Below are 26090 nucleotides of genomic sequence, written 5' to 3' on the forward strand. Positions count from 1 at the left end.
GCTGTGACCCCGCGTGTAGAAGATGATAGGGTCAGCATAGCGAAAAGGAACATAAAGTGAACAGTTATGCTCCGGTCACCGCATAAAAAAAGACCCCGGCCTGAACCGGGGTCTTTCGTTTCTGGAAAGCGAGAGCAGATTACTCTGCGTCTTCTTTCTTTTCTTTCTTCTCGGGAACGACCTCTTCGCCGGTTTCCTGATCGACCACTTTCATCGACAGGCGCACCTTGCCACGGTCGTCAAAGCCCAGCAGCTTGACCTTCACTTCCTGACCTTCCTTCAGAACATCCGACGGATGGTTCAGGCGGCGGTTTTCGATCTGGGACACGTGCACCAGACCGTCGCGCTTGCCAAAGAAGTTCACGAAGGCACCGAAGTCGACGATCTTGACCACTTTACCGGTGTAGATCTGGCCTTCTTCCGGCTCAGCAACGATCGAGTGGATCATTTCATAGGCCTTCTTGATCGATTCACCGTCGGGCGAGGCGATCTTGATGACGCCGTCGTCATTGATGTCGACCTTGGCACCCGAAACTTCGACGATCTCGCGGATGACCTTACCACCCGAGCCGATCACTTCACGGATCTTGTCGGTGGGGATGTTCATGGTCTCGATGCGGGGGGCGTGGACCGAGAATTCGTTGGTCTCGGACAGAGCTTTGCCCATCTCGCCCAGGATGTGCATCCGGCCGTCCTTGGCTTGCGCCAGGGCTTTCTCCATGATCTCGGGCGTGATGCCCGCAACCTTGATGTCCATCTGCAGCGAGGTGATGCCGTTTTCGGTACCAGCCACTTTGAAGTCCATGTCGCCAAGGTGGTCTTCGTCACCCAGAATGTCCGACAGGATGGCGTATTCTCCGTCATCTTCCAGGATCAGACCCATGGCCACACCGGCAACCGGTGCTTTGAGCGGAACACCCGCATCCATCATCGACAGCGAACCGCCACAGACCGACGCCATCGAGGACGAGCCATTGGATTCCGTGATCTCGGACACGATGCGGATCGTGTAGGGGAAGTCGGTCGCCGCAGGCAGAACCGCCTGCAGGGCGCGCCATGCCAGCTTGCCGTGGCCGATCTCACGACGGCCCGGGCCACCAACGCGGCCAACTTCACCAACCGAGTAGGGCGGGAAGTTGTAGTGCAGCAGGAAGTTCGATTTGAAGTTGCCATGCAGCGCGTCGATGAACTGCTCATCGTCACCGGTGCCCAGCGTGGTCACGGCCAGTGCCTGTGTCTCGCCACGGGTGAACAGGGCGGAACCGTGGGTCCGCGGCAGCATCGAGGTTTCTGCAACGATCGAACGGATATCGGTGGTCGAACGACCGTCGATCCGCTTGCCGCCCTTGACGACGTCACCGCGCAGAATGCCGGCTTCCAGCTTTTTCATCGCCGAACCCAGGTTGCCGTCTTCCAGCTGTTCCTCGGTCAGTGCTTCCTTGATCGCTTCACGGGCGGCGGCAACAGCGGCGGTGCGCTCCTGCTTGTCGGTGATCGCGAAGGCGGCGCGCATCTGCTCTTCACCGGCGGCCTTAACAGCTGCGGACAGCTCGGAGTAATCCGGTGCCTGGAAGTCGAACGGCTCTTTCGCGGCTTCTTCGGCCAGCGAGATGATCAGGTCGATCACGGGCTGAATCTGCTCATGCGCAAAGTTCACCGCGCCCAGCATTTCCGCCTCGGACAGTTCGTACGCTTCCGATTCCACCATCATCACGGCGTCTTTGGTACCGGCAACAACCAGGTCCAGACGCTGTTCAGGGTTCAGGCGCAGGTCCTGCATGTCGTCGACGGTCGGGTTCAGAACGTATTCGCCATCCTCGAAACCAACGCGGGCACCAGCGATCGGACCCATGAACGGCGCGCCGGAAATGGTCAGAGCGGCGGAGGCCGCGATCATCGCAACGATGTCGGGATCGTTGACCAGATCGTGGCTTAGCACGGTGCACATCACCAGCACTTCGTTTTTGAAGCCGTCAACGAACAGCGGGCGGATCGGACGGTCGATAAGACGCGCGGTCAGCGTCTCTTTTTCGGTCGGGCGCGCCTCGCGCTTGAAGAAGCCGCCCGGAACCTTACCGGCGGCATAGTATTTTTCCTGATAGTGGACGGTCAGCGGGAAAAAGTCCTGACCCGGTTTTTGAGCCCGCGCAAAGGTCACGTTCGCCATGACGCTGGTTTCGCCCAGCGTGGCAATCACGCTGCCGTCCGCCTGACGGGCAACCTTGCCGGTTTCCAGTGTCAGCGTCTCTTCGCCCCACTGAATCGATTTCTTTGTTACATCAAACATATGCGTATCCTAGAACGGAGCACTCCCGCCCCTGCGGGTCTCCGGTTTGCATGGCGGCCCCATTGCCGCCGACCCCATTTATCTTCCGTTCGAGTGCCGGAGTCAGGGCACAACGTCTCAGATACCGCGCGCATACATGAGATCGCGTTGAAAGGAAAGGGGAACTGAAGGGATTGGAAGACTTGCGCAGACTCGTTTTTTGGGAACCCTGTACAACGCTGTTTCGGTGACTGCAGAACATCAACATTTTTGGACCTACAACTATAAGAATATAAATGCGTTTTGATAAAAACTGATTGCAGTGTAGGCTGTTACCACTGAACCCACGGTCGAACAGACGGAAACGCGCCAAGGGGGCAATACACTCATAACCGTCACCCGGCCGACTACCTTGGCGTTTGCAGCTTGCGAACAGAGGGGCGAAGTATGGCTCAAACCAAGAAAATGCTGGATCCCGATCCACGGATCTACGACTTCGAAACCGAGTATGAACTGGGGCAGGATAATGTGCGCCCGTTCGGGCTCGATATCCACAATCCGGTTTTCCTGATTTCCAGTATATTGATCTTTGCGTTCGTCCTGATCGCATTGGCCAACCAAGAGGCCGCAGCTACCTTTTTCGGCTGGCTCAGACCATGGCTGACCAGCACGTTTGACTGGTTCCTCGTGCTGTCGGTCGATGCCATTACCCTGTTCTGTCTGGTACTAATCATCCTGCCGGTGGGCAAGGTGCGGATCGGTGGCAAGGACGCCAAGCCTGACTATTCCTACGCGGGATGGATCGCGATGATGTTCGCGGCTGGCATCGGTATCGGGCTGCTGTTCTTTGGCGTGATGGAGCCGGTCTATTACAATTTTGCCGAAGGCGGTAACGCCGCCCCATTGGGCATTGATATCGCGGTGCCCGGCAATGAATATGCCGGTATCGTGGGCACGATCCACCACTGGGGTCTGGAAGGCTGGGCGGTTTACGCCGCCGTTGGTCTGAGCCTCGCGATCTTCAGTTACAACCTCGGCCTGCCATTGACCCTGCGGTCCGCGTTCTACCCGATCCTGGGTGAGCGCGTCTGGGGTTGGTGGGGTCACATGATTGACACGCTGGCGGTGTTTGCCACGCTCTTTGGCCTGACCACATCACTGGGTCTGGGCGCACAGCAGGTCGCGGCGGGGCTGTATGAGGTCTTTGGCATAGAACCCAGCCCAACGGTGGTGGTCCTGCTGATTATCGGCATCACCGCGATTGCGCTTGGCTCGGTTCTGATGGGCATGGATGCGGGCGTCAAACGGCTGAGCGAGATCAACATGATCATGGCCGTTGGCCTGTTCATCTTTGTCATCGCCGTCACCGGTATCGGCACCGCCATCGCGCGGTATTTCAACGTGATGGTCGATTACGTGTTCCACCTTCCTGCACTTTCGAACCCGTTCGGACGTGAAGACACCAGCTATTTCCACGGCTGGACGACTTTCTACTGGGCGTGGTGGATTGCTTGGTCGCCTTTCGTGGGCATGTTCATTGCCCGCATCTCCAAGGGTCGCACGGTGCGTGAGTTTGTCATCTGCGCGCTGCTGGCGCCCACAGCGGTCTGTGCCCTGTGGATGTCGACCTTTGGCGGTGCCGCCATCGACATGCTGAACGCAGGCGGAGCCGAAGGTGTCCGCGCCACGGTGATCGACAGCTACGCCCCCGAGGGCGCACTGTTCGGCTTCCTCAAAGAGCTTCCGCTTTATGGCATCATCGCCCCGATCGCGCTGATCCTGATCGTGGTGTTCTTTGTCACCTCGTCTGACTCAGGGTCTCTGGTGATCGACACGATCACTGCGGGTGGCAAGATGGACGCGCCGGTGATCCAGCGCGTGTTCTGGTGCACGCTCGAAGGGTTGGTGGCCATCGCCTTGCTGCTGGGCGGAGGTCTCTCGGCCCTGCAAGGTGCCGCGGTCTCGACCGGCATCCCGTTCACGCTGGTGGTTCTGATGATGTGCTACTGCCTGTGGCTGGCGCTGAAATCCGAGAAAGCCAAGATGTAAATCTTGACGCTGCCAAACCAAAACGCCCGCCCTTTGGCGGGCGTTTTATTGTGCGGGTTGCGGGATATTATGAGCCCTTACCAGACCTTCGACTACACCCGCGGTCTCGCTCGTGCAGCAAGTCGCGAACCGCAGATTCCGGACGTTCAAAATCAAATTTAAGATGGCTGGTGAGCGGGACAAACGGCGAATTCGCTGCGGCAGCATAAATGTCTGTTTATGGCGCATTACCCCCAGATCTTCTGGGAGGAAGATGTGAAAAGTTCGCGTTTTGGGCAGCATCCCTGTTCCGAATCCTTCAGTACGTTTTCGGAGTGTCCGCCGGAAAGCGGTGAACGTCGTGCTGTTGAAGAAACTCAACAAACAGATCCATTGCACCATCTTCGGCGCCAGCTTTCCAGAACGCCACTGTCTGAAGCTGCTCTGTGACGTCTTCGATCGGAATAGCGACCAAGCCGGAGCTGATAGAATTGCTGACGCTATCGGTCAGGATGGTTACGCCCATCCCGCAGGCAACCAACCCCAGAATGCCCGCAGAGTTGAACGCTTCCTGCACGATGTTCGGAACGAACCCTGACCTGCGGCAAAGCGGGAACAGATACGAATAGAATTGCTCCCAGTCTTTTGACGAACCATGCACGAAATCCTCATGCGCAAGTTCTTCGAGACGAATGCTATTTCGCCCTGCAAGCGGATGACTTTCATAGACAATACAGACAAAGTTTTCGGACTGGATAGGACATTGTTCATATCCAGTTCGGCTGATTGGGCCGGTCACAAACCCAATGTCCAGCTCGCCTTCATCCAGCTTTTTCAGCTGGGTAACTGTAACGTCGTGATGCGGCCGCAAGACGATGTTTGGCCGCTGCTCCTGAAATTCTTTCAGCAAAGTGGGAAGCTGTCCGGCGATGGCCATATCGGTGTACCCAATCCGCAAAGACCCCATTTCGCCACTATGCACCATCCGTGTGGTTTCGACCGCATGACCGATGGAATTGACAACGCCGCGACAGCTTTTGAGGAATGTTTCCCCGGCGCGGGTGATCTGAACTTCACGTTTGGAGCGCATAAAAAGCGTCACTTCCAACTCTCTTTCCAGATATTGAATTGCACGGCTTAGCGCCGGTTGAGCAACGCCAAGACGTTCAGCGGCGCGCCGAAAATGGAGCTCTTCAGCGACGGCGATGAAATATCGGATATGTCTGAGGCCAAATTTCATAATGCTTTTCTGGCATCAATTAGTACTCAAGTGATATTATACCGGCAATACAAATTGTGATATTTCGGGGCAATAACAAAAAAGTTCACCCAAAAACCAACCGGGAGAAACAAATGAAAGCCCTAAAAACACTCACGGCGGCATCCGCCCTCGTTCTCACCTCGCAAGCTGCCCTTGCTGGCGATGTCGTCATCAACCTTGGGTATGCGGCCGCCGAAGGCAGCTCCTATGCTGTTCTTGCCAACAAATTCGAGGAACTGGCCGAAGAATATTCAGACGGATCCATTGATGTGAAAGTCCGTTGCTGCGGTCAGTTGATGGGCGAAGACGAAGCGTTCAAGGCGATGCAGCTGGGCACTGTCGACATGCACATCATCACCGGTAATAACATTTCACCGCACTTTCCGCTGATGGATGCTTTTGTTCTACCTTACATCTTCGAAGACAAATCCCACGCCTATCGTGTCCTCGAGGGTGAAGTCGGTCAGGGTTTTGCGAAAAAACTTCACGAAGCCACCAACGTTCATTTGCTGACCTTTGGCTTTGTCGGCGATCGCGACTTCTATAATTCCCGCCAGCCTATCACCGAGATGGCGGACATGGCGGGGCTTAAGGTGCGCGTACCCAAAAATCAGGTGATGATCGACACGTTTAACGAATTCGGCGCTGCGCCAATTCCGCTGCCATGGGCCGATACACCCACCGCGCTGCAAACTGGCACTGTCGAAGGCGCCGACAACGGCACCTCATTCATTAAGTCGCAGAAATTCTATGAAATCATGCCGCACTTCACGGTTCTTGAGCATTTCACCTATTTCTCGCCACTGTTTGCCAGCGACCGGATCATGGGCAAGCTTGACGACGATCAGCGCGACGCTGTGAAGCGTGCTGCGCGCGACGCCGGAATTTTCCAGAAGGAGGAAATGACCCGTCAGGTTGACGAAATCCGCGCATTCCTAACTGGTGAAGGCGGCATGAAAACCGCCGAATTTGACCGCACAGACTTCATCGCGGCCGGTCAGCGTGTGCAGGACAATTATTCGGCGGATAAGGGCGATGATTTCAAAGCTCTGGTAGCGGAAATCCGCGCCGCAGCGGAATAATCAAAACGTCACCAAACTCTATGGGCTGCGGCGCAGCTGTTGCAGCCCGTCATTCAATCCGCACAATTGAGGTGTCCTATGCTGGCCAAACTGGATCGGTATTTCGAAGAAGTGCTGTGTACGATCTTTCTTTGTGTGGTTGTCGGGTCTGTTCTGATGCAGGTAATCATGCGGTTTGTGTTTCATTCCGCTGCTGCCTGGGCCGAGGAAACGGCGGTCTATGGCATGATTTTCGCAGTCTACCTTGGGGCGACGATGGCTACGCGTGAACGAGCGCATATCCGTATCAGCCTTTTGGTAAGCCGCTTGCCACGCAAACTACAGGTGGGATGCATCGTATTGGCGGATGCGCTTTGGACAGCGTTCGTGGTCTTTATGATCGTTCAGACAACCAAGTACACCAACTTGCTTTTCAGCGTCACCTTTCAGACACCCGGACTGGGGATCGAGCAGCGCTGGATACAAATGTTCATTCCGATCCTCTTTGGCCTGATGCTGTTTCGCATAGCCCAGGTCTATTGGCGCTGGAGCCGTGAAAATTTCAAAGGATTGCCGCTATGACCCAAGTTGAAAGCGGAGCTCCGCGTACGAATTACACAGCCATTGCTGTACTGGCACTGCTGATCCTTAGCCTGATTATGGCAGTCACAAATGACGCGAATGGCCCGGTTGTAATGGCAGTAGTCTTTGTCGTCACCATGGCCATTGGCGTCCCCATTCCGTTTGCCGCCGGTATCGCCACTGTGGCGGGCCTGTATATTGCCGACATCCCCATGACGCTGATGGCGCAGGCCGCGTGGACCGCATTTGAACCTTTCCCATTGGTGACCATCCCGCTTTTTGTTTTGGCCGGTCAGTTGATGGAACAGGGCGGAATGTCGGAAAAGCTGGTCAACATCGCCCAGAAACTGGTTGGTGCCTACAAAGGCGGGCTTGGTCTTGTCACGGTTGTAGCCTGTATGTTTTTTGCAGCGCTGTCCGGATCCGGCCCCGCCACTACAGCCGCCATCGGCTCGATCACTATTCCGGCTATGCAGGAAGAAGGGTACCGCTCTCGGTTTGCCGGCGCCATCGCTGCGGCCGCCGGCGCGTTGGGAAGCATGATCCCACCCTCCAACCTGCTTATTATCTTTGCGCTTGTCACCGACGTGTCCATACCGCGCCTATTTCTTGCGGGCATCGTTCCGGGCATCGTTCTTGGCCTGATGCTGATGGTCGTCGTCTTTGTCATCTCCTTGAAAAATGATTATGGCGGCACGGGTGAAAAGTTCCGCTGGGGCCCGCTTCTCGAAGCCTTCTGGGAAGGAAAATGGGCGGTCATGGCACCGGTCATCATCCTTGGCGGTATTTATGCCGGTATCTTTACCCCGTCCGAGGCGGCAGGCGTGGCCGTGGCCTACGGTCTCTTTGTTGGTATGTTTATCTATCGCGGGCTGACGGTTGCCAAACTGTTTCATGCGTTCAAGTTCACGGCCATCGTGATCGGCACCGTTCTTTTCATCCTTGGATCGACCAAAGCGTTTGGACAGCTTGTCACCATTTTTGACATCCCTGACGCTGTGCTTGGCCTGTTCAAAGGTCTGGTTGAATATCCGTGGCTGGTCATGCTGATGATCGGTGTGTTTTACATCATCGTTGGCATGTGGCTGGAAAGCATCCCACAGATCATCATCTTTACCGCGGTGTTTTTCCCATTGGTGACAAGCCTTGGCATCGACCCGGTTGTGTTTGGCATCTTCACAGTGATGACTTGTGAAATCGGGTTCCTTACCCCCCCGATAGGCGTCAATCTGTTCGTTGCCGCGCGGATATCTAAGATCTCGATTGAGGAAATATCAGTAGGTGTTCTGCCGCTTTTGATTCCCTACATTCTGATGATATTCCTGCTGGTCTTCGTGTCCGACTGGGTCACCTTCCTACCTGATCTTGTATATGGACCTTCCCGATGAGTGTAGATTCCAAAGACCTTCCGCTGGCCGGATATGTCGATCACCTGTCTGCCCGTCCGGGTCAGGTGCTTGCCTTCAAAGTGTCGTCGTTGTCAGACACCCCGTTTAAGGCACGGCTGACCCGTTCGATAAGTGCCGACCCAAATCCCGAGGGCCCCGGCATCGTCGAGGAAGACGCATCAGCCTATTTTGCGCCGAGAGAGTTTGCATCGGTACATCGTCGGTTTTTTGCTGGATCTTACGGGGTGGGAACAACAGACATCTCAGCTGAAGCAGGGGCGAGCTTGGTCTTCTCCGCGACCATTTTCCCGACAAAACGATGCGACAGAGCGCAAACCATTCTCAGTTGCGGTGATTTCGATCTTTGCATTGCTGCGAATGGGGCAGCCTGTTTCCGGTCCGGCGCGGATCACGTTGCAACGGACATGCCTGTGAAACTGCGCCAGTGGCACAGGATTGAAGGTCGCGTTGAGGCCGGACACCTGGTCCTGTCACATCAGGCGCTAGGCAGATACGCGACCGGTCCAGCTACAGGCCGAATGCCAGCCCGGGTTACCGCCCTGACCGGCGTACCCACCGTTGGTGCGCTTTTGACCGACGGGGAAGCTACCCAACATTTCAACGGCAAGATCGAGGCGCCCTCAATTACGGCTGGCAATGTCACGCTTTGTGAATGGGATTTCTCACAGTCGATGATGAAAGTCACAGTGCCTGCTAAAACCGGTCCAGACCTGTCGCTGGTCAACTTCCCGACCCGCGCAATGACCGGTTCGAACTGGGACGCAACCGAAATGAACTGGTCTCATCGGCCAGATCATTATGGCGCTATCCACTTCCATGACGACGATATCTACGATTTTGACTGGGATACTAATTTCACGTTTACGATTCCCGAAGACATGCCTTCCGGCGTCTACGTCATGCGTCTGGAATGTGACGGTCACCATGATGCTATCCCGTTTTTTGTTTGCCCACCGCTGGGCGAGCGGCAGGCCGACCTATGTGTTCTGGTGTCAACGTTCACCTATGCTATCTATGGCAACCACGCGCGACCCGACTATCATCCTTCGTGGAAGAAACAGATTGCGGATTGGGATGCCTATCCTCACAACCCAGCGGAGTTTCCTCAATACGGCCTATCGACTTATAATTATCACTCCGATGGGTCGGGAATTTGCAATGCCTCGCACCGTCGCCCCTTGTTCAACCTGCGCCCCGGTTTTCTGACCTTTGGTGGAACGCCTTGTTCCGGGTTGCGTCATTTCCCGGCCGACAGTCATCTGCTCAGCTGGTTGCACGCCAAAGGCATCGCTTATGATCTAGTGACCGACTACGATTTGCATATCCATGGCCATGACGCGATTGCAGGCTACAAAGTGGTCACAACAGGAAGTCACCCGGAATATCACACTGAGGAAAGCCTGAACGCCCTGCGCGATTATCGCGATGGTGGCGGCCATCTGGCATACCTTGGCGGCAATGGGTTCTACTGGCGCATTGCGGTGCACAGCGAAAATGAGAGCATGCTGGAAATCCGTCGGGCAGAGGACGGTATTCGCGCATGGGCCGCTGAACCCGGAGAATACTATAATGCCTTTGATGGCAGCTATGGTGGGCTGTGGCGCCGCAACGGTCGCGCTCCGCAGGACCTGGTCGGTATTGGCTTTGCGGCTCAGGGTGAATTCGTTGCTGACCCCTATAGGCGTGTCACAACCGATCCGGCATACGACTGGGTTTTTGAAGGTGTTGACGGCGAAATAATCGGCGATTTTGGTTTTTCCGGGCAAGGTGCTGCAGGGTTCGAACTGGATCACATGGATAGCCACATCGGAACGCCAGACAATGCAGTCCTGCTGGCCCGATCTGTCACGGTCGAAGACAACTTTATGCTGGTCCCCGAGGAGCAGTTGACCCACCTGACCAATTTAACAGGCAGTAGCGAGGCCGAGGCGAAACACGCCGACATGATCTATTGCACATATCCCGGCGGCGGATCGGTTTTTGCGACAGGCTCGATTACATTTTGCGGATGTCTGCCCTGGAATAATTACGACAACAACATTTCGCGGGTATTGCAAAATGTCTTTGCAAGATTCTTAACTGACGACTAGTGCAAACCCAATTGCTTGCTGTTGCCAAGTTCAAACGTCCTGTCTTGTCGCTTCGCACCAGTTTAGGCGCTGCGCAGCATTTGTAAGAATGGGCTCAGTGTCGCTGTTCTCTGCGGCTTTCATCATTGGTTGGTCGCAGCCCGAAGCGGACCTTCGCAACCAAGCTTTGCTAACTCCGAAATACACAACGAAACGGCCAGTTGCAGAGGTTGTATCGGCGGTGGCAACCAACCATTCATGTCGTCGACTAACCTGTTCAACGTCGCACTACAACTTCTCCGAACTGATCCCACGAGGACCTAATCTTCGAAGCGTTCATTTGGCTCGACCACATTTACTTGCTTCGGAACTTGGTCGGTGTCATTCCGGTCTGACCTCGGAAAAAGCGAGTGAAATGGGACTTGTCAGAATAGCCGAGCATCAGTCCGATCTCTGCAATTGTCATCTGGTTTTGTTTGAGGTGCTCCTTGGCGACATCGATACGCAGCCGTTTGATTTCGCGCGGTAGCGTTGTGCCTTGTTTTTGAAGCGCTTTCAGAAACCGTTCCGGTTGTATTCCCAGCATTCCAGCCACCATCTCTGGTCCCAAATCGGTTTCATCCAGTTTGTCGCGTAAGACAGATCGCAAAGCTGCCACCACGGTTACTTCTTCATCTTGTCGAAGTGATGCTATGGGCTTGGCAGAACCCTCAGAGACGTGGTGCAAAAACAACCATTCCACAGGAAAACTAATTTGCATTCCGGGATCAGTCCCAAGGCCAACCTCGATCCCTTTGTAGTCGATAGGCAGCCCATTGATGTATCTGCTTTCCCATCGCACACGGGAAGAGTCCCAGGACTCTCCGACGACGGTCTGCAATAGGCGTACATAGATTGCGGCACCAAAACCGGTCACCTGAATGGGTGGGACGGTTGGTTCCTGTTGCCTCTCGATACGATAAGTCGCTTTGTCTGCTTCAATGACAAGGCTGTGCCGCACAGAATTGGACTCCTGCGGCACGAGCTCAACAAAGCGGGTAAAAAACTCGAACAGCGTTTTTGTAGATTGCAAGGCTTGAGCGAAGGGCGGCCATCCTTGTAGGTCAAACGCTTCCCCTACATTCAGTCCTAGGTATCGATCCCCTGATACTTCTGAGAAAGCATTTACCAAGCCGTAAACCAACTCGGAGTGAACGAACACGGATGGGTTAGTCATCAGTTCAGCTTTCAAGCCGACCTGATCCAATGCTGGTTGCGGATTGATCTTACGTTCGGTGAGATATTGCAGAAACGGAGCAGCTAAAGAGAGGCGAATAAAGCCCTCGCTATGCTCTCGGGAGGTGGAGTTGAAAGGCAAGCTCATAACCCTTGTTTGGATTAGCTTTAAGTAGTGGCCATTTTTGCAGTCACATTCGTACATCCTAATTCAAAAGGGGCAACCGAGCCAATGAATTCCAGACTATAGTTGGCAAAACATGAATATGAAGGGAGTACTTATGTCCGGCTTACGAATGTCTCTTTGCTCGACGGCAATTGTCGCGGCAGTTCTTTCTTTTTCGACGGCCGCGCAGGCTCAGGATCAAGAAGAACCCCAAACGCTGTTTACTAACGTGCATGTCTTCGACGGTGTGAATGAGCAACGCATTGAGAATGCCAGTGTTCTGGTCGAGGGCAATCTGATCAAGTCCGTCACAACCGATGCCATTGATGCGCCGAGTGCGAAGGTTATCGACGGTGGCGGACGGACTCTGACACCGGGCTTTATCGAGAATCACGCGCATCTGATGCTCATGGGGCCATCGATTGCCGAGATGGAAACCAACTCGACCTGGGAGGATTTCGCCATCCACGGGACACGGATGGCCGAAATGTACCTAATGCAGGGTTTCACGACTGTTCGCGATGCCGGGGGCGCTGGCGGCGGGCTGCGGCGCGCAATAGACGCCGGCCAGATCGTCGGCCCCCGCTTTTACCCTTCCGGGGCATTTCTCGGAACACGTGGTGGTCACGCCGATTTCGCATCCTTCACATCTCCGCCGGGCGGGGTGACCAATTTTGGCACTCTGAATATGGCCCAACAGGTCAACGGTGTTGATGAAATTTACATGTATGGCCGCAACAACTTGCGCATGGGTGCCACGCAACTGAAGTTCATGCAATCGGGTGGGGTGATTTCGGCATTCGATCCATGGCAGTTGCTCGCCGGTTCGAAGGAAGAGATTGAGGCCGCTGTTCAGGTTGCCAACGAGTACGGCACCTATGTCATGGCACATTCCTACCGTAAAGAAGCGATCATCAATGCCCTGAATGCAGGGGTCAGAACCATTGAACACGGATTTCACTTTGACTGCGAGATTTCTGCTTTGATGAAAGAAAAAGGAGCGTACATCACGACGAACATCACAGCATTTGATCCAGGCCTACTTGATGTTCCGTCCGTGAAAAACAACCCCAACAGTTTGAGGAAGGCCAAATCGGCCTCGGCGACCTTCGAAGCCTACATTCCAAGCATGAAGGAATGCCCGGCGCCGCGAGGGTTCCAAACCGATTGCGTCGGGTCGGTCGAAGCGTGCAACATCCAGATCGCCTACGAGAAACATCTGAATAACCATTTCTTCGGCCCCTATGCGTCGATGGTAACCCTAACTTCGGTAGGTGGCGAGATCGCGGCACTTAGCGGTGATTTCATGAACCCCTACCCGGAAGGCAAACTGGGTGTGATCGAAGAAGGCGCCTATGCCGACATCCTGCTGATAGACGGCAACCCCCTCGAAGACTTCTCTGTCGTTGGAACGGGTGATCAGTGGTTTGGTGCGGATCCGAGGCCGGACAGCCCGGAAACAATCCGCCTGATCATGAAGGACGGTGTGATCTACAAAAACACACTGGATTGACCAGATAAAGCAGCCGGAGAGCATTCATGCGAAATTGGTTTTGCTCCGCAGTATTCGCAGGGGTGGTTTTGTGCGGTTATGATGCTGCGGCGACGCCTAGAACCGCGTTGGACTGGGCAGACCTGCCAGATCCGTCTGCGCAGGTCTTTGATGACCCCTATCGTGATCTCAGCCCCGAACAGTTCGACGATGTTCTTTTCGTTGTGCGTATACGCGGCAGGTTGCAGCAGGAGGTTGGCAGCGCCGAAGAACGGCAGAAATGGCAATTGCTTTTAGCAGAGACCGAAGACGCCTTGGTGTCAGACGGAATTGACGTCGACTGGTTACTCGATCAGCGCGAGGTTGTGACTGAACGTCGAAGAAAGGCTGGAACGAGCGGAAACCCGCAACTCGACGGCCGAACAATCACACTCGCGGGCTTTGCCATTCCTGCTCCGAGCGATCCGGACGGCCGGCCTGTGGCGTATTTGGTGCCAGAAAGAGGGATGTGCAGCCACATGCCTCCACCTCCGCCTAACCAGATGATCCGTGTGCGGTTGAACGGGGACTGGGCGCCTAGCTATTTCCACGAACCCGTTCGGCTGACAGGCACGCTGACTATCGATCCTTCTGTTCAGAATATGATGGTTGTGGACGGCCTCATGCCAATGAATGCGACTTTCCAGCTAGAGACGGAACGTGTCGAAACTCTGGAAACCGAGGCAGACAGGTTGGAATGGAAGCAGCGTGCTGCTGATCGCATCCGCGCGGCAGGAAATCGCAAGACCGGTGGGGCAAGGGCGTCTGAATGATAAGACTTTTGGTTGCCGCATTTAGCATTGCATTCGCTGGCGCAGCGTCGGCTCAGGGACTATCCGGTCCATCTTCGGTCGAAGCTGATCTAGAGCCCGGAGATGGCCTGACCGACCCACAATACCGTTCCGATTTTCCGCGCAACATCGCGCCGGGTTGGTTTGAGTGGAAAGACCGGCTGGCTGAGGGTGGTTTTCGGTTCAACATTGATTACTTGGCGTTGGGCCAAACCACGAACGCTGATCTGGGAACCGGCGAAGCGGCCAGCGGAATTGCGCGCTTCTACGGTAGTTGGCAGGCAACTGAGCGCGCTTCTCTGACATTCAAGATTGAAGACCGGCACAGTTACTCGGACGTTGCCCCTCAGTTTCTTGGGCTGGATGGTGGAGCCCTTTCGATCACAGGTACAGCCTTCAACGACAATGGGTTGCTTCTGACCAACCTGTTCTGGACCCAAAGGGCCGAGAACGGTTCGTGGACGCTGCAAGTCGGCCAGATTGATGTAACGGACTTTGTGGACATTTATGGGTTGGTAAGCCCCTACAGCGGTTTCCAAAACCTGTCTTTCAATACCAATCCGACAATTAACACGCCTAACCAAGGCCTTGGCATCGCCGGTGGGATAAAGCTGAGCGAGAACCTCTACGCTGTTGCAAGCGCCTCAGACGCAAATGCCGACCCGTCTGATCCAAATTTTGATGTGTTTAGCGACGGCAATCTCTTCAAATCACTCGAACTTGGCTACACGTCGGGCTTTGATCGCATCTATTTCGACAATATCCATTTAACCCTCTGGCATGCGGATGCAGCCGACGATGGCAGCCGAGCGGAAGATTACGGCGCTGCGTTTTCAGCCGCATGGTTTGTCGACAATAAATGGATGCCGTTCTTCCGCGCAGGGGCTTCAAAAGGGACCGCGGCGCTTTATGACCGGTCGGTTTCTGCCGGTCTGGGTTACTATGGCCGCAATACTGATGTGGCCGGTCTGGGCCTGAACTGGGCCGAGGCGCGAGGCATAGATGGCGATCAGTTCACGCTCGAAGCCTTCTACCGTTTTTCAATCTCACCCGGATTGCAGATCACGCCGTCCCTACAGTACATTTCGAACCCGCTTCTAAATCCCGATCAGGACCGGATTACCCTGTTCGGTCTAAGAACCCGGATCGTTTTCTAATGCGGGGTGAAGGCAGTCACTAAGGGGTGTGCCAAAGGGCAACTAAGAGAGATCAACCGGGCTTTGCAAAGTCTGCTTTCTGCGCCTTGCTGCCGTTCGTGCTGCTCCGCGCTGCAAACGCAGCGAACAGCAGCTCGGTGGCCATCCGGAAGAAAAACGCCCGCCAAATTGGCGGGCGTAAGAGATGTACAACTCGGAAGAAACGATCTTCAGACCGTGTACAACTCGGACAAAACGCGCTTAGCGGCGGATGCCCAGCTTTTTGATCAGGTCCTGGTAACGCGCTTCTTCTTTGCCCTTCAGGTAGTCCAGCAGCTTACGGCGCTGGGCAACCATCTTCAGCAGACCGCGACGACCGTGGTTGTCTTTCTTGTGGGTCTTGAAGTGCTCGGTCAGGGTGGTGATGCGCGAGGTCAGGATGGCAACCTGGACTTCAGGCGAACCGGTGTCGCCGTCCTTGGTTGCGAATTCTTTCATGACGCGTGCTTTTTCAGCGGCAGTGATCGACATCGGGGTCTCCTTTAAAGGTTAGAGTTGATGGCGCAGGCCGGGATGTCGTCCAGCACAGGCCCATGGAGAAAACCGCACCGATTCCGATGCGGATGGGCGCGTATAGGCGCTTTTGCTGCGAATGGCAAAGGGATTCTGATGGGTTAACCGGTTGCGGTCAGTTGCGCCAGATACTCTTCAGTCACCAGCTGAATGTCTTCGACCGATAACCCTTCTGCACCATAGAGCTGAGCGATCGTTTCCCCGTTGATATTTACATGAATCAGGTCGTTGTTTTCGCTATCTTTTTCAATCCCGATTTCCGGCTCATCAGCGCTGTCCCAAGTGACCAGCAGCTTATCTTGACCCACCTCAAAATCCATAATTGTCACGCCGTCCTGCTCGGGTGCCGCATGAACCACAACGCTGTCGCTGCCGCTGCCGCCCGTCACCACATCGCCATCATGCGCGATCAGGATATCATCGCCCGCCCCGCCATTCAGGAAGTCGCGTGTGTCGTCGTCCAGGCCGTCGTCGCCGGTTAGAACGTCATCCCCATCTCCCCCGAACAGAGCGTCTTCGCCTGTGCCACCAGCCAGATAATCTGCGCCCTTGCCGCCTTGCAGTGCGTCGTCGCCCTTGCCGCCCTCAAGCGTATCGTCATCCTGACCGCCATAGAGGGCATCATCACCCTCGCCACCTTGCAGATTGTCCGCGCCGAAATGGCCGTACAAAATGTCGTTGCCAGACTCCCCAAGCAAGACATCCGCTCCCGCTTCGCCGTGCAAAACATCATTCCCGGCGTTGCCCATCAGAACATCTTCGCCCGCGCCACCATGCAGGACATCATCCCCGGCGCCACCGTCGATCTGATCGTCACCGCCATATCCGTTGATCTGATCATCGCCGTCTTTCCCGGTCAGGGCATCCGTGCCCTCGTCTCCGGCAATGATCAGATCGCCTTCATGTTCCGAGATGATTTCGCCCGTGCCAACCTCTTCGGGGTCTGCCGGTTCGTCGATGCTTTCGTCGGGATCCAAGAGATTACCCTCGGGTACGTCTTCCTCGACCGTTTCTTCGATGCGGTCGTCTTCATCCTCTTCTTCTGGGGCGAGGAGATCTCCCATAGCATATGCCGCACCACCCATTGCGGCCAGCCCGAACAATCCGATGAGAAACATGATACCCTCCGCAAGCATGCTGCTTCGAGTGTAAAATGTCTCATGTTCTCAGGCGCTTGGTCAAAGCCAAGTTGGGGGCGTGGTTAACCCTTTGTCACCACGGCTCGGGCTGCTGGGTGTAGGCGATATAGAGCGGGTGTTTCGGGTGCCCGGCCTTAGAAAGCCCCAGATGGAACAGAGGCTGCCCGGTACCGCGCAACAGTGCCTCAACCGCCGGACCCCGGTCCAGATGTGCGCCATGCGTGCCCCATCCGGCGATGACCTGATCAGCCCATTCCACGCCATCCAGAATGGCTGCGTCATTTTCGGGGCCCACCGGATCGGCGGCGGCGCGCATCTTGCGCGGATCGGTGTCGCGCCAGGCGAAAATGTTTGTGACCTGAAACGCCCCGAACCCCAGTGCCCGCGCGCGGCGTTCGCAACGTTCGACCGTTGGGTCATTCTGTACCTCGGTCGCCGTCGACGGGTTCAGCATCACAAACAGCGCCTTGCGGCCTTTGGGATCCCACACGCGGGTGAGGCTATAGCGATACTTCTCGCAATCGGAGTAAATGGCGGTCGAGGGCGCATCGCCCTTGGTGTGCGTTCGGGTGATCATGCCCTTCGCCTAGCACGGAGTTTAGGCGACGAACACCCGGCTTGGGTGTAGCTCACCAGATTTGTAGATGCCCACGGCCACCGCCTTGCCATCCAGCGAGGCCCAGGCTTCGTCACCGTATTCCACGTCTGAAGCCAGCACCATGCCCGGATTGCCATTGCGCAGACGGGTGGCGCCCTCGGGGGTGCATTTTAGTTCGGGCAGGTCGGCAAGACCGGTTTCCAACGGGTGCAGATATTGGTCCAACGCGGTGGTCTTGGCCATCTCGTCGATCTGTTCGATGCTCAAACCATCCTCGGCCTCGAACGGACCGGACCAGATGCGGCGGAGTACCTTCACGTGGCCGTGGCACCCCAACGCATCACCTAGATCACGCGCAATCGAGCGGACGTAACCGCCTTTGCCACAGGTCATCTCCAGCACTACATGGTCCTCGTCGGGGCGGTCGACCAGAACCAGTTCTTCGACCCACAAGGGGCGGGCGGTCAGTTCCACAGCCTCGCCATCGCGGGCCAGTTTGTAGGCGCGCTGGCCGTCGATTTTAACGGCTGAGAACTTGGGCGGAACCTGCATGATGTCGCCCAGGAACGGAGCCAGTGCCGCCTTGATGTCATCATCCGACGGGCGCGCATCGCTTGCCGCAATCACTTCGCCCTCGGCATCGTCGGTGTTGGTTGCCTGACCCAGCCGCACGGTGAAGGTGTAAGCTTTCAAAGCGTCGGTGATATAAGGAACGGTCTTGGTCGCCTCACCCAAAGCTACGGCCAGAACGCCGGTTGCCTCGGGGTCCAGCGTACCCGCATGGCCCGCTTTTTTGGCGTCCATCGCCCAACGCACCTTGTTGACCACCGCGGTCGAGGTCATGCCCGCGGGCTTGTCCACCACCAGCCAACCGGAAATGTCGCGGCCCTTGCGTTTGCGTCCCATTCTGCACCTTGAATCTTGCTAAGGCGCGCGACCTAGCGGATCACTCAGGCGCTGTCAATTTCAGGGTGCGTCTTCGACCACACCCACGATGGGTCCCAACGAGAACCCGATATCCGACCGGTTGCTGGCGCGCTCATACATGCGGGAAATGTTGCCATCGAGGAACAGCGCATTCGGCGTATTCAGCACGTCGCGGAACAGCCCGCCAAACTCGTGGAAGGTTACGTAGTCGTCTGAGATCGCGAACACCGCGCGGGTGCCATCGGCACTGGTTCCCACCCCGTTGCGGATGTAGCGCGAGGTTGAATCGGGCAGAAAGCGCGGGTGCAATTCTCCGTCGATCACCAGCATGGGACCGGATTGGGTGGCAAAGCGGCACTCGGGCGCCTGATCAACGAAGTCCAATGTCTCGAACACATCGGCGCGGCCTTCACGGATGCAGAACACGCCATTAGGCAGCAATCCGAAATTGCCAGGTCCGGCATTTGAGATCACCCGCATCTGCTCCTGACCGTCTTCGACGTAATGGCCGACGGGCGAACGGTCGTCATGGTACATGCCCGCATTCATCGCGAAAGCCAGCCGTTTGCCCTGAGGCTCTAGAACCTCGTTCACCGCAGAGAAATGGCCGAGCACTTCGTCGTTCTCATCGTTCAGAAACAGGCGTAGGTCCGCCGCGGACGCGTCCACCTCGCAGACCGTGTAGCGCTTATCTTCATGGGTCAGCTTCTCGCAGGTGACTGCAGAAGCTTGCGCAGCCCAAAGGACAGCGCCCAATGTGACAAGCGTGCGGATCACTCGTCCAGATCGCGGCGCACCGCGTCCTGTTCGAACATGCGGCGGGTGTCGTCCAGACGGTCGAACGTGTCATCCAGACGGAACCGCAGGTCGGGTGAGAATTTCAGGTTCAGCTTCTTGCCGACTACGCGCCGCAGCTCGCCCTTGTTGCGAGCCAGCAGGTCGATCACGTCTTCCTGCCCTTTGCCGCCCAGGGGCAGCACATAGGCGGTGGCGATCTTCAGGTCGGGCGAGGTGCGCACCTCGCCCACGGTGATCGACATGCGGTTCAGGTCGGGATCGTGGACATCTCCGCGCGCCAGAACCTCGGACAGGGTGCGGCGGATCAGTTCGCCGACGCGCAGCTGTCGTTGGGACGGGCCGGGGCCATCGTGGAATTTGTTCTTTGCCATTCCCCCGATCTAAGCGCAAAGCAGGGCTTTGCCAAGCGGGCGCGAACGGGGTAGGAGGCTTTGAGCCGACTTAGCGAAAAGGACCAGCGCAATGACCCATATTCCGGGGATCGTCATCACAGGGGCTTCGGGCCGTATGGGGCAGATGCTGATCAAGACCGTGACCGACAGCGATCAGGCGCGTCTGGTTGGCGTGGTAGAACGCACAGGCCACGACTGGGTTGGTCAAGACGTGGGTACTGCAATGGGCGGCCAAGCGTTGGGCGTCACCGTCACCGACGATCCGCTGGAGGCCTTCGCGCAGGCACAGGCGGTGATCGACTTCACCGCGCCCGAGGCGACTTTGGAATTTGCCGCGCTGGCCGCGCAAGCGCGCTGTGTGCATATCATTGGCACCACCGGCATGAGTGATGAGCAGATCGCGGCGCTGGAACCAGCCGCGCGCCATGCGGTGATCGTTCGGGCCGGAAATATGAGCCTCGGGGTCAACCTGCTGGTACAGCTGACCAAGAAAGTTGCCGCAGCGCTGGACGAGGATTTCGATATCGAAGTCATCGAAGGCCACCACCACCACAAGGTCGATGCGCCCTCGGGCACTGCGCTGATGTTGGGAGAGGCCGCCGCCGAAGGGCGTGGTGTCAAGCTGGCGGACGTGGCTGACCGGGGCCGCGACGGTATCACCGGGGCACGGCAACGTGGTCAAATCGGTTTCCACGCCATTCGCGGCGGCGACATCGTGGGTGAGCACGACGTCCTGTTCGCTGCCCCCGGAGAGCGCATCGTTCTGCGCCATCTGGCCACTGATCGCGCGATCTTTGCCCGCGGCGCGCTGAAGGCGGCGCTTTGGGGGCAGGGCAAGGCCCCGGGTCAGTACGATATGGTGGATGTGCTCGGGCTCTGAACCCATGGACGGATCGCCCGTCGGCGCTAGACTTTCGGCATGCGCTCCTTGAAGGCGAAACTGGCAACCGGCCTGATGCTGACGGTGTTCTGTCTGACACTGTTGCCGTTTGTTGTGCATGGTTTTGGTATGATCGGCATTGGCTTGTCCGAAAATGCCCCTCAGCAGAGCTACCTGTTTGCAAATGGGCAGAGTGTCGGCAACGCGGCCATGATGCTGCACATCTTTGCAGGTACGCTGTTGGTGATGCTGGTTCCGTTGCAGTTGCTGAAAAGTGTTCGGCTCAGGTTCACTGGTTTCCATCGTCTGCTAGGAAAACTGCTGGTGACTCTTGCGCTTATCACCGGCATGGCGGGGATGACCTATATCCCCCTGCGCGGGACAATTGGTGGGCCGGTTATGTCCTCCGCCTTCTTCCTCTATGGCCTCTGCCTGTTCACCGCAGCCCTGATGGTGGCGCACAATGCATTGGCTGGAAATCGTGCGGGCCATTGGGCCTGGGGTCTGCGGTTGTTCTGGCTGGCGCTGGGCTCCTGGCTCTACCGGGCGCATTATACTGTTTGGTATCTGCTGACCGGTGGCCTGGGATCCGAGCCTGATTTCTCGGGCCCGTTCGACCTCGCACAAAACTTTGCGTTCTTTGTTCCATACCTGATCGCCGTGCAGGTCTGGATCGCGCGAAAACGCGATGCGCACCAAAGCGCACTGACGACGGACGCTTAGCGGAAAGCAGCAAGTCCGGGCGGCTCCGCTCCGTCCTGTTCAACCTGCGCGAACAAAGAGCTGAGCCGCTCATCCCATGTGGGGAACTGTCCCGTGTGCGCATAGGTCAACCGTTCGGCGCCGATCGAGACACCCAAAGGCGCGGCTTCCCCGCCGATGATGATCTCTCCGATCTCTGTCCAAATGGCTGATGGGGGATAGGCTGTGGGTGCAAGCTCATCCCCGTCGCCGATGCGGTAATAGACGCCCATCGTGACCAGATAATCCTCACCGAACGGGTCGGGAAAGAAATAGCCCGAGGCATCGCGAGCGGCCAATGCCTCAGCCTCATCCCGCAGCAGTACCTTTTGGTCAAAGGGCAGGTCCATAGCGTCCAGAACGGGGCGCATATCATTGGCCTGCGGGACGCTGACAAACGCGATGCGGGATGGGTCGAGGCCAAATGTATCGGTCAGCAGACGTAGCATCAGCTGGGTGGTATCGCGACCCGTGACCGTGCCGTCCGGGTGGCATCCGACCTCGTGAAACAGGGGCAGCACATCGGGGCGGGTTTTCTCTTCGACATCGCCGACGCGGGCCAGAGGTTGAATGATGAAAGCATTTGTCGGCAGGGCGGACTGATCGAAATCATGCCGCAGGCCGCCGTTGTAGCTCGGATTTCCGGTGGCAATCGATAGCGGTTCCACCTCCGCAAAGCCAAGCGCGCCAAAACCTGCGCGCAGGCGATTCAACGTGTCGGCGAACTGTGCCTCGAACGCCTCATTCTGACCGGCTGCACCAGCGGCAAACCGGGGAAGCGCCGCACTCATCGAGGCTGCGGTTCCCAGCTGTACAACTTTCCGTCGGTTCAATCTCATCTGCGCCTCCCTTGTACACGCACAAGGAGAGTATCGCAGAAGTTTGGGGCAAACGTTAAGGGATTCTGAAACACGCCCCGAAGGGCGCATCCTCAGAGATCTCTGATCTTGTCTGCGCTCAATGGGCAGGCGAGGTAGACGCCGAATTCCTTGCCGATATCGGCGCTGACCCGGGCGTGAACTGCGCCCTGACGGTCGAGGAAGCGTTGGCTGTCTTCGACCGGGAATATCCCCTCATGCCAGATGCAGGGATGGATATAGAGGCCACGCGAGCCGTCGCACCAGAAGGCCACGACCTTTTCCGGTGTCAGGTTGTCGCCAGGCAGGGCGGCGGGGATGATGAAGGGCTTGTTGTCCAGCGGCCAGAACATCTGCCCCCCATCCGGGTGATAGTTCATATGCCACAAGAGCACCTGATCGCGCGGCGCTGTTTGCCGAGCGGTCTGCGCCTGCTGCGGGTCGGTCGACCAGCCCAGAACATAGTGGCCATTGACCGCTTCGTTCTCACCGTAAAGCACATCGCCCTTCCATTCACCGCGAAAGGTGCCCTCGACCCAACCGCCTTCGTCACCGGTGCCTTCGTCGATGGGCCGCCAGCCCTGTTGCGGCCAGCGGGTGATCTCGATCTCGAAGCCTTCGGGGTCGTCGACCAGACAGCCATAACCTTTGACAGAGGCATCGGTGGCGCGGATCAGCGGCACCTCATGCCAGGGCAGCGAAGGCTTGGTGCTGGCCTCGAATATGTACTCGGGGGCGTTCATGCGATCTCCATATGTCTGTCGACCATACGCTGCACCATCGGGGCAAAATGTGCAAAGTCCGCGGTTTCCATATCGGCGCGCTTGCCCGCCTCGTCGAGATAGCGGACCTGAATAATCTCTTTCAGGTTCGGGTTGGCCTCGAACGCGGCGACCTCCTCGGCATTCATCGGACCGCCCTGCAGTTCCAGCGTATGGACCGATGCGGTCGACAAGCGGTTAAAATACTCGGGCTTCGTGGCGCAGAGATAGCGCTTGGCTGCCACGTGATAGCGACAGCAATCGGTGATGACCGAGGGGAAGAACTGCTCCAGCACCTCGGCACCCGCGTCCTCATGATGGCGATCCTCGGTGTCGTCAGGATGGTAGGTGCCGAATTCCGATGTGAAGTGGCCGATGTCATGCAGCAAAGCACCGACGATGATCTCCTCGGGCATGCCGTTTTGTTCGGCAATAGTCGCCCCTTGCAGCATGTGCTCTGCCATGGTGACGGGTTCGCCCAGATACTCCTCGCCGCCACGGCGCTCGAAGATATCACCGATGAACGCGACGATGTTGTCGCGGTTCAGGGTCGAGAAATCGGGCTTCATTCTGCCGCCTCCGGTTGCGCCATTTCCATCGCCGCGAGCGTAGACAGCAACCCGTCCTTGTCGGCGTAACACCCTTGCAACCAACGTGAGCCCGCGCCGGAGTAGCCCAGACGCGCGTGTAAGACGCGGGTGTTGTCGACGATGAAGCTTTCGCCCGGTTCCAGCTTGAACGACACGCCCATCGCAGGGTCGTCGATGATCTCGCCCAACTGGCGATAGGCGGCGTAATAGGCTTCCATCTTGTCGAACGGGATATCAACGAAAGGGGCCGAGGATCGGTTGTTAAATCTGATGCCAACCAGTTCACCATCGGGCGACAGCTCAATCATTGGGCGCCGCGCGCGCAGGCAGACCCCGTCCGAACCTTTGTACTCAAATCGTGCCGGATAACCCGCCAGAAGGGCGAAACCTTCGGGGTTTTGTTCACGCAGCTTTTCGGCAGCACGGAAACCGTCGACCACGATGGAATCCCCACCCTCGGCGCTGTTTTCCAGGCAATAGAGGATTTGCAGCGTCGGCACCGGATCGCGATAGGGGTTGTCGGTGTGGGCCTGCAGACCCAGCCCGGTATAGGCCAGATTGGTCGGGTTCACCTCAGTCCGTACCTCAAAATAGGGGCCGTAATTGGTCTCGCGAACATAGCCGAACAGATCGGCCACTTTCAGTAGCGACTCGGGCTCGGTCGGGCCGCCTGTCAGTTTGGCGAAGCCGAACTCGGCCACTGCGGCCAGCCAGTTGCGTTTGGTCGCGGGGTTGATGTGAACTTCGGTCCAGTCGGCGCTGGGCGCGTCGATACCGCGTTCCCAAGTAGTGATGCCGGGGGCAGTGCGACCGGTTTCCTGAGACTGATCGGAATCATAGACGTGATTGGCCAGCCAATTGGCAGGGAAGGTGACGGTCTTGTTCTCGGGCTGGAAAGTAACATTCAAATCGCCATTGAGGACCTCAGCGGTGCTGACCGAGATGTCAGCGGGGATGTCACCGATAGAGATCAGCCGCTGGCCGTTTCCCGGGGCGCGGGTTTCGGGGTCTAGCGCGTTGTCGCGTAGCCAAATGGCATGGAAGCGGGCCTGGGTGCCTGTATCGAAAGTGACGGTCACGACCGAGGCATCTTGGGTGGCGGTGCGCAGCATGGGGATCTCCTGTTCAGCGCGGCTTTGCTTGAGGAGATACGCGCTTCGTGGCATTACCACAATTAAACCTTATTGCCACTGAGGCTTGGAAAATCTTATGGCTAAGAAAAAGATCGGATTACCCCCGCTGGACTGGTTGCGCGTATTCGAAGCTGCAGGACGATTGGGCGGCTTTTCCGCGGCCGCACGAGAGTTTGGTCTGACGCAGGCGGCTGTCAGCCAGCGGATCGGCAACCTCGAGGCATGGCTGGGCCGGTCGTTATTTGTGCGTGAGGCGCGCGGCGTGTCGCTGACCATTGAAGGCGAGAGCTATTTGCCGCTGGTGCAGGACAGCCTGCAGGCGCTGGAACGCAACACCGAGGATCTGTTCGGCAAATCCCCGCGCGAGTTGAGGGTCGCTGGATTGTCGTCGCATATTCACGCGTTGGTTTTGCCTGCCCTACCTGCACTTTTAGAACTTCGGCCCAAGGTACGGGTAATGACGGACTCCATGGCTCGTCGCTCATCTCTGGATGAGGAGCGGACATGGCTGCAGATCCGATATGGTCGAGGAGTTTGGTCCGCGCGCAAATCCAAACTGATCGCGCCCGAGGTGCTGGCGCCGATGGCTGCACCGGGGGTCGACTGGGGCGCGCCGCTGATTGATCTGCGTGGAGAACGCCCCGGCTGGCAGGATTGGGCGCGCGTTGCTGGGGTCGAGGATTTGCCGACTGGGCGACTGAGTTTCGATTCCGTTGGTCACGCGATCACGGCGGCGCGGCAGGGGATGGGGATCGTTCTGGGTTCGGTACCCTTGGCGGCGGGCAGTTTGCAGACCGGTCGATTGAGCAAGCTTGACCTGCCCGAGCTGCAGACAAAAGATGGATACTGGCTGACATGGCCCGAGGAACGGGTGCGGTCGAAACGGCAGCGGGCGCTAATAGACGACTTTCTGCAAGCGCTGCGGGGCGCGGCCTGATCAGAAGTCGATGGCGATGCCCTTCTTCTCCCAATCACCATAGCGAGCAGGGTCAGGGCCGTCGCGCCCGCCCAGTTCTTTGGGCTGATCCATGGCGTCGGCCTGAGCCTTCTTGCGACGTTCCTCAGCCTCGGCGAGGGCGCGCTGGGCGGCGGGGGGCAGGTCTTTGCGCTCGTCACTCATGCATCGGGTTCCTTTCCGTTCAGCGCCTTGATATACGCCCTCGTCCGCCCAAGGCAATGCGGGCAA

The 26090-nt window shown here is 57.2% G+C and carries 25 protein-coding genes; 11 read left to right on the forward strand and 14 right to left on the reverse strand.

Features of this window, described 5'->3' with window-relative positions; translation table 11 throughout:
* Positions 1 to 139 precede the first annotated feature (139 nt).
* Entirely contained in the window at positions 140 to 2287 is a 2148-nt protein-coding gene (gene pnp / locus ACR0IV_RS17820; RefSeq protein ID WP_480659921.1) for a polyribonucleotide nucleotidyltransferase, read from the reverse strand.
* 426 nt (positions 2288 to 2713) lie between these two features.
* Here pnp and ACR0IV_RS17825 point away from each other — a divergent pair, with 426 nt between their 5' ends.
* A complete protein-coding gene (locus tag ACR0IV_RS17825; protein WP_480471602.1) occupies positions 2714 to 4315 on the forward strand; it encodes a BCCT family transporter in 1602 nt (533 codons plus the stop codon).
* A 298-nt stretch (positions 4316 to 4613) separates the two neighbouring features.
* Here ACR0IV_RS17825 and ACR0IV_RS17830 read toward each other — a convergent pair whose 3' ends face one another.
* On the reverse strand, positions 4614 to 5534 hold the full coding sequence (locus tag ACR0IV_RS17830; RefSeq protein ID WP_480659920.1) for a LysR family transcriptional regulator: 921 nt from the start codon (positions 5532 to 5534) through the stop codon (positions 4614 to 4616).
* Positions 5535 to 5647: 113 nt separating this feature from the next.
* Here ACR0IV_RS17830 and ACR0IV_RS17835 point away from each other — a divergent pair, with 113 nt between their 5' ends.
* From ACR0IV_RS17835 to ACR0IV_RS17850, 4 genes are all read left to right on the forward strand, one after another.
* Positions 5648 to 6637, forward strand: a complete 990-nt coding sequence (locus tag ACR0IV_RS17835; RefSeq protein ID WP_480659919.1) for a TRAP transporter substrate-binding protein — start codon at positions 5648 to 5650, stop codon at positions 6635 to 6637.
* Between the two features lie 78 nt (positions 6638 to 6715).
* On the forward strand, positions 6716 to 7198 hold the full coding sequence (locus ACR0IV_RS17840; protein WP_480659918.1) for a TRAP transporter small permease: 483 nt from the start codon (positions 6716 to 6718) through the stop codon (positions 7196 to 7198).
* A complete protein-coding gene (locus tag ACR0IV_RS17845; RefSeq protein WP_480659917.1) occupies positions 7195 to 8586 on the forward strand; it encodes a TRAP transporter large permease in 1392 nt (463 codons plus the stop codon). The genes ACR0IV_RS17840 and ACR0IV_RS17845 overlap by 4 nt, the downstream gene beginning before the upstream one ends.
* Positions 8583 to 10697: a N,N-dimethylformamidase beta subunit family domain-containing protein gene (locus tag ACR0IV_RS17850; RefSeq protein ID WP_480659916.1), complete on the forward strand. Its 2115-nt coding sequence runs from the start codon at positions 8583 to 8585 to the stop codon at positions 10695 to 10697. The genes ACR0IV_RS17845 and ACR0IV_RS17850 overlap by 4 nt, the downstream gene beginning before the upstream one ends.
* Before the next feature lie 334 nt (positions 10698 to 11031).
* Here ACR0IV_RS17850 and ACR0IV_RS17855 read toward each other — a convergent pair whose 3' ends face one another.
* Positions 11032 to 12039, reverse strand: a complete 1008-nt coding sequence (locus ACR0IV_RS17855; protein WP_480659915.1) for a helix-turn-helix domain-containing protein — start codon at positions 12037 to 12039, stop codon at positions 11032 to 11034.
* Between the two features lie 133 nt (positions 12040 to 12172).
* Here ACR0IV_RS17855 and ACR0IV_RS17860 point away from each other — a divergent pair, with 133 nt between their 5' ends.
* From ACR0IV_RS17860 to ACR0IV_RS17870, 3 genes are read left to right on the forward strand one after another with little or no spacing between them, the layout of a single operon-like run.
* Positions 12173 to 13570, forward strand: coding sequence for an amidohydrolase family protein (locus ACR0IV_RS17860; RefSeq protein WP_480659914.1), 1398 nt, complete (start codon positions 12173 to 12175; stop codon positions 13568 to 13570).
* 26 nt (positions 13571 to 13596) lie between these two features.
* Positions 13597 to 14361, forward strand: a complete 765-nt coding sequence (locus ACR0IV_RS17865) for a DUF3299 domain-containing protein (protein ID WP_480659913.1) — start codon at positions 13597 to 13599, stop codon at positions 14359 to 14361.
* Positions 14358 to 15536: a carbohydrate porin gene (locus ACR0IV_RS17870; protein WP_480659912.1), complete on the forward strand. Its 1179-nt coding sequence runs from the start codon at positions 14358 to 14360 to the stop codon at positions 15534 to 15536. Before ACR0IV_RS17865 ends, ACR0IV_RS17870 begins: the two co-directional genes overlap by 4 nt.
* 240 nt (positions 15537 to 15776) lie before the next feature.
* On the opposite strand, the gene rpsO is transcribed toward ACR0IV_RS17870, so the two are convergent.
* The 6 genes from rpsO to rbfA form a co-directional block, all read right to left on the reverse strand.
* A complete protein-coding gene (rpsO, locus tag ACR0IV_RS17875) occupies positions 15777 to 16046 on the reverse strand; it encodes a 30S ribosomal protein S15 (protein ID WP_008757925.1) in 270 nt (89 codons plus the stop codon).
* 143 nt (positions 16047 to 16189) lie between these two features.
* Positions 16190 to 17206, reverse strand: coding sequence for a calcium-binding protein (locus ACR0IV_RS17880; protein ID WP_480659911.1), 1017 nt, complete (start codon positions 17204 to 17206; stop codon positions 16190 to 16192).
* Positions 17207 to 17300: 94 nt separating this feature from the next.
* Positions 17301 to 17804 carry a DUF1643 domain-containing protein gene (locus tag ACR0IV_RS17885; protein WP_480659910.1) on the reverse strand — a complete coding sequence of 168 codons (504 nt, stop codon included), beginning with the start codon at positions 17802 to 17804 and terminating at the stop codon, positions 17301 to 17303.
* A gap of 21 nt (positions 17805 to 17825) precedes the next feature.
* Positions 17826 to 18731: a tRNA pseudouridine(55) synthase TruB gene (truB, locus tag ACR0IV_RS17890; RefSeq protein ID WP_480659909.1), complete on the reverse strand. Its 906-nt coding sequence runs from the start codon at positions 18729 to 18731 to the stop codon at positions 17826 to 17828.
* Positions 18732 to 18791: 60 nt separating this feature from the next.
* The gene (locus ACR0IV_RS17895) at positions 18792 to 19529 is read right to left on the reverse strand and encodes a phosphodiester glycosidase family protein (RefSeq protein WP_480659908.1); all 738 of its coding nucleotides are present in this window, start codon (positions 19527 to 19529) and stop codon (positions 18792 to 18794) included.
* A complete protein-coding gene (gene rbfA / locus ACR0IV_RS17900; RefSeq protein WP_480471610.1) occupies positions 19526 to 19921 on the reverse strand; it encodes a 30S ribosome-binding factor RbfA in 396 nt (131 codons plus the stop codon). Before rbfA ends, ACR0IV_RS17895 begins: the two co-directional genes overlap by 4 nt.
* Before the next feature lie 91 nt (positions 19922 to 20012).
* On the opposite strand from rbfA, the gene dapB reads away from it, so the two are divergent.
* Both dapB and ACR0IV_RS17910 read left to right on the forward strand, forming a co-directional pair.
* Positions 20013 to 20822 (forward strand): 4-hydroxy-tetrahydrodipicolinate reductase, encoded by an 810-nt coding sequence (gene dapB, locus ACR0IV_RS17905; protein WP_480471611.1) that lies wholly within the window; start codon positions 20013 to 20015, stop codon positions 20820 to 20822.
* A 39-nt stretch (positions 20823 to 20861) separates the two neighbouring features.
* Entirely contained in the window at positions 20862 to 21545 is a 684-nt protein-coding gene (locus tag ACR0IV_RS17910; protein WP_480659907.1) for a DUF2306 domain-containing protein, read from the forward strand.
* On the opposite strand, the gene ACR0IV_RS17915 is transcribed toward ACR0IV_RS17910, so the two are convergent.
* From ACR0IV_RS17915 to tmpA, 4 genes are all read right to left on the reverse strand, one after another.
* Positions 21542 to 22402, reverse strand: a complete 861-nt coding sequence (locus ACR0IV_RS17915) for a hypothetical protein (protein WP_480659906.1) — start codon at positions 22400 to 22402, stop codon at positions 21542 to 21544. The genes ACR0IV_RS17910 and ACR0IV_RS17915 overlap by 4 nt on opposite strands.
* Positions 22403 to 22494: 92 nt before the next feature.
* Positions 22495 to 23163 carry an ureidoglycolate lyase gene (locus tag ACR0IV_RS17920; protein ID WP_480659905.1) on the reverse strand — a complete coding sequence of 223 codons (669 nt, stop codon included), beginning with the start codon at positions 23161 to 23163 and terminating at the stop codon, positions 22495 to 22497.
* Positions 23160 to 23750 carry a (R)-1-hydroxy-2-trimethylaminoethylphosphonate oxygenase gene (tmpB, locus tag ACR0IV_RS17925; protein WP_480659904.1) on the reverse strand — a complete coding sequence of 197 codons (591 nt, stop codon included), beginning with the start codon at positions 23748 to 23750 and terminating at the stop codon, positions 23160 to 23162. Before tmpB ends, ACR0IV_RS17920 begins: the two co-directional genes overlap by 4 nt.
* Entirely contained in the window at positions 23747 to 24883 is a 1137-nt protein-coding gene (gene tmpA, locus ACR0IV_RS17930) for a 2-trimethylaminoethylphosphonate dioxygenase (protein ID WP_480659903.1), read from the reverse strand. Before tmpA ends, tmpB begins: the two co-directional genes overlap by 4 nt.
* A gap of 97 nt (positions 24884 to 24980) precedes the next feature.
* On the opposite strand from tmpA, the gene ACR0IV_RS17935 reads away from it, so the two are divergent.
* Positions 24981 to 25841 carry a LysR family transcriptional regulator gene (locus ACR0IV_RS17935; protein ID WP_480659902.1) on the forward strand — a complete coding sequence of 287 codons (861 nt, stop codon included), beginning with the start codon at positions 24981 to 24983 and terminating at the stop codon, positions 25839 to 25841.
* Here the strand turns inward: ACR0IV_RS17935 and ACR0IV_RS17940 are convergent, their stop codons facing one another.
* Positions 25842 to 26024, reverse strand: coding sequence for a DUF1674 domain-containing protein (locus tag ACR0IV_RS17940; protein ID WP_480659901.1), 183 nt, complete (start codon positions 26022 to 26024; stop codon positions 25842 to 25844).
* Positions 26025 to 26090: the final 66 nt, after the last annotated feature.

This window comes from Ruegeria sp. C2 (genome assembly GCF_056537765.1).

Excerpts from the sequence above, each read along its gene's own strand:
- pnp (WP_480659921.1), bottom strand. The coding sequence starts at position 2,287 with ATGTTTGATGTAACAAAGAAATCGATTCAGTGGGGCGAAGAGACGCTG.
- ACR0IV_RS17825 (WP_480471602.1), top strand. The coding sequence starts at position 2,714 with ATGGCTCAAACCAAGAAAATGCTGGATCCCGATCCACGGATCTACGAC.
- ACR0IV_RS17830 (WP_480659920.1), bottom strand. The coding sequence starts at position 5,534 with ATGAAATTTGGCCTCAGACATATCCGATATTTCATCGCCGTCGCTGAA.
- ACR0IV_RS17835 (WP_480659919.1), top strand. The coding sequence starts at position 5,648 with ATGAAAGCCCTAAAAACACTCACGGCGGCATCCGCCCTCGTTCTCACC.
- ACR0IV_RS17840 (WP_480659918.1), top strand. The coding sequence starts at position 6,716 with ATGCTGGCCAAACTGGATCGGTATTTCGAAGAAGTGCTGTGTACGATC.
- ACR0IV_RS17845 (WP_480659917.1), top strand. The coding sequence starts at position 7,195 with ATGACCCAAGTTGAAAGCGGAGCTCCGCGTACGAATTACACAGCCATT.
- ACR0IV_RS17850 (WP_480659916.1), top strand. The coding sequence starts at position 8,583 with ATGAGTGTAGATTCCAAAGACCTTCCGCTGGCCGGATATGTCGATCAC.
- ACR0IV_RS17855 (WP_480659915.1), bottom strand. The coding sequence starts at position 12,039 with ATGAGCTTGCCTTTCAACTCCACCTCCCGAGAGCATAGCGAGGGCTTT.
- ACR0IV_RS17860 (WP_480659914.1), top strand. The coding sequence starts at position 12,173 with ATGTCCGGCTTACGAATGTCTCTTTGCTCGACGGCAATTGTCGCGGCA.
- ACR0IV_RS17865 (WP_480659913.1), top strand. The coding sequence starts at position 13,597 with ATGCGAAATTGGTTTTGCTCCGCAGTATTCGCAGGGGTGGTTTTGTGC.
- ACR0IV_RS17870 (WP_480659912.1), top strand. The coding sequence starts at position 14,358 with ATGATAAGACTTTTGGTTGCCGCATTTAGCATTGCATTCGCTGGCGCA.
- rpsO (WP_008757925.1), bottom strand. The coding sequence starts at position 16,046 with ATGTCGATCACTGCCGCTGAAAAAGCACGCGTCATGAAAGAATTCGCA.
- ACR0IV_RS17880 (WP_480659911.1), bottom strand. The coding sequence starts at position 17,206 with ATGTTTCTCATCGGATTGTTCGGGCTGGCCGCAATGGGTGGTGCGGCA.
- ACR0IV_RS17885 (WP_480659910.1), bottom strand. The coding sequence starts at position 17,804 with ATGATCACCCGAACGCACACCAAGGGCGATGCGCCCTCGACCGCCATT.
- truB (WP_480659909.1), bottom strand. The coding sequence starts at position 18,731 with ATGGGACGCAAACGCAAGGGCCGCGACATTTCCGGTTGGCTGGTGGTG.
- rbfA (WP_480471610.1), bottom strand. The coding sequence starts at position 19,921 with ATGGCAAAGAACAAATTCCACGATGGCCCCGGCCCGTCCCAACGACAG.
- dapB (WP_480471611.1), top strand. The coding sequence starts at position 20,013 with ATGACCCATATTCCGGGGATCGTCATCACAGGGGCTTCGGGCCGTATG.
- ACR0IV_RS17910 (WP_480659907.1), top strand. The coding sequence starts at position 20,862 with ATGCGCTCCTTGAAGGCGAAACTGGCAACCGGCCTGATGCTGACGGTG.
- ACR0IV_RS17915 (WP_480659906.1), bottom strand. The coding sequence starts at position 22,402 with ATGAGATTGAACCGACGGAAAGTTGTACAGCTGGGAACCGCAGCCTCG.
- ACR0IV_RS17920 (WP_480659905.1), bottom strand. The coding sequence starts at position 23,163 with ATGAACGCCCCCGAGTACATATTCGAGGCCAGCACCAAGCCTTCGCTG.
- tmpB (WP_480659904.1), bottom strand. The coding sequence starts at position 23,750 with ATGAAGCCCGATTTCTCGACCCTGAACCGCGACAACATCGTCGCGTTC.
- tmpA (WP_480659903.1), bottom strand. The coding sequence starts at position 24,883 with ATGCTGCGCACCGCCACCCAAGATGCCTCGGTCGTGACCGTCACTTTC.
- ACR0IV_RS17935 (WP_480659902.1), top strand. The coding sequence starts at position 24,981 with ATGGCTAAGAAAAAGATCGGATTACCCCCGCTGGACTGGTTGCGCGTA.
- ACR0IV_RS17940 (WP_480659901.1), bottom strand. The coding sequence starts at position 26,024 with ATGAGTGACGAGCGCAAAGACCTGCCCCCCGCCGCCCAGCGCGCCCTC.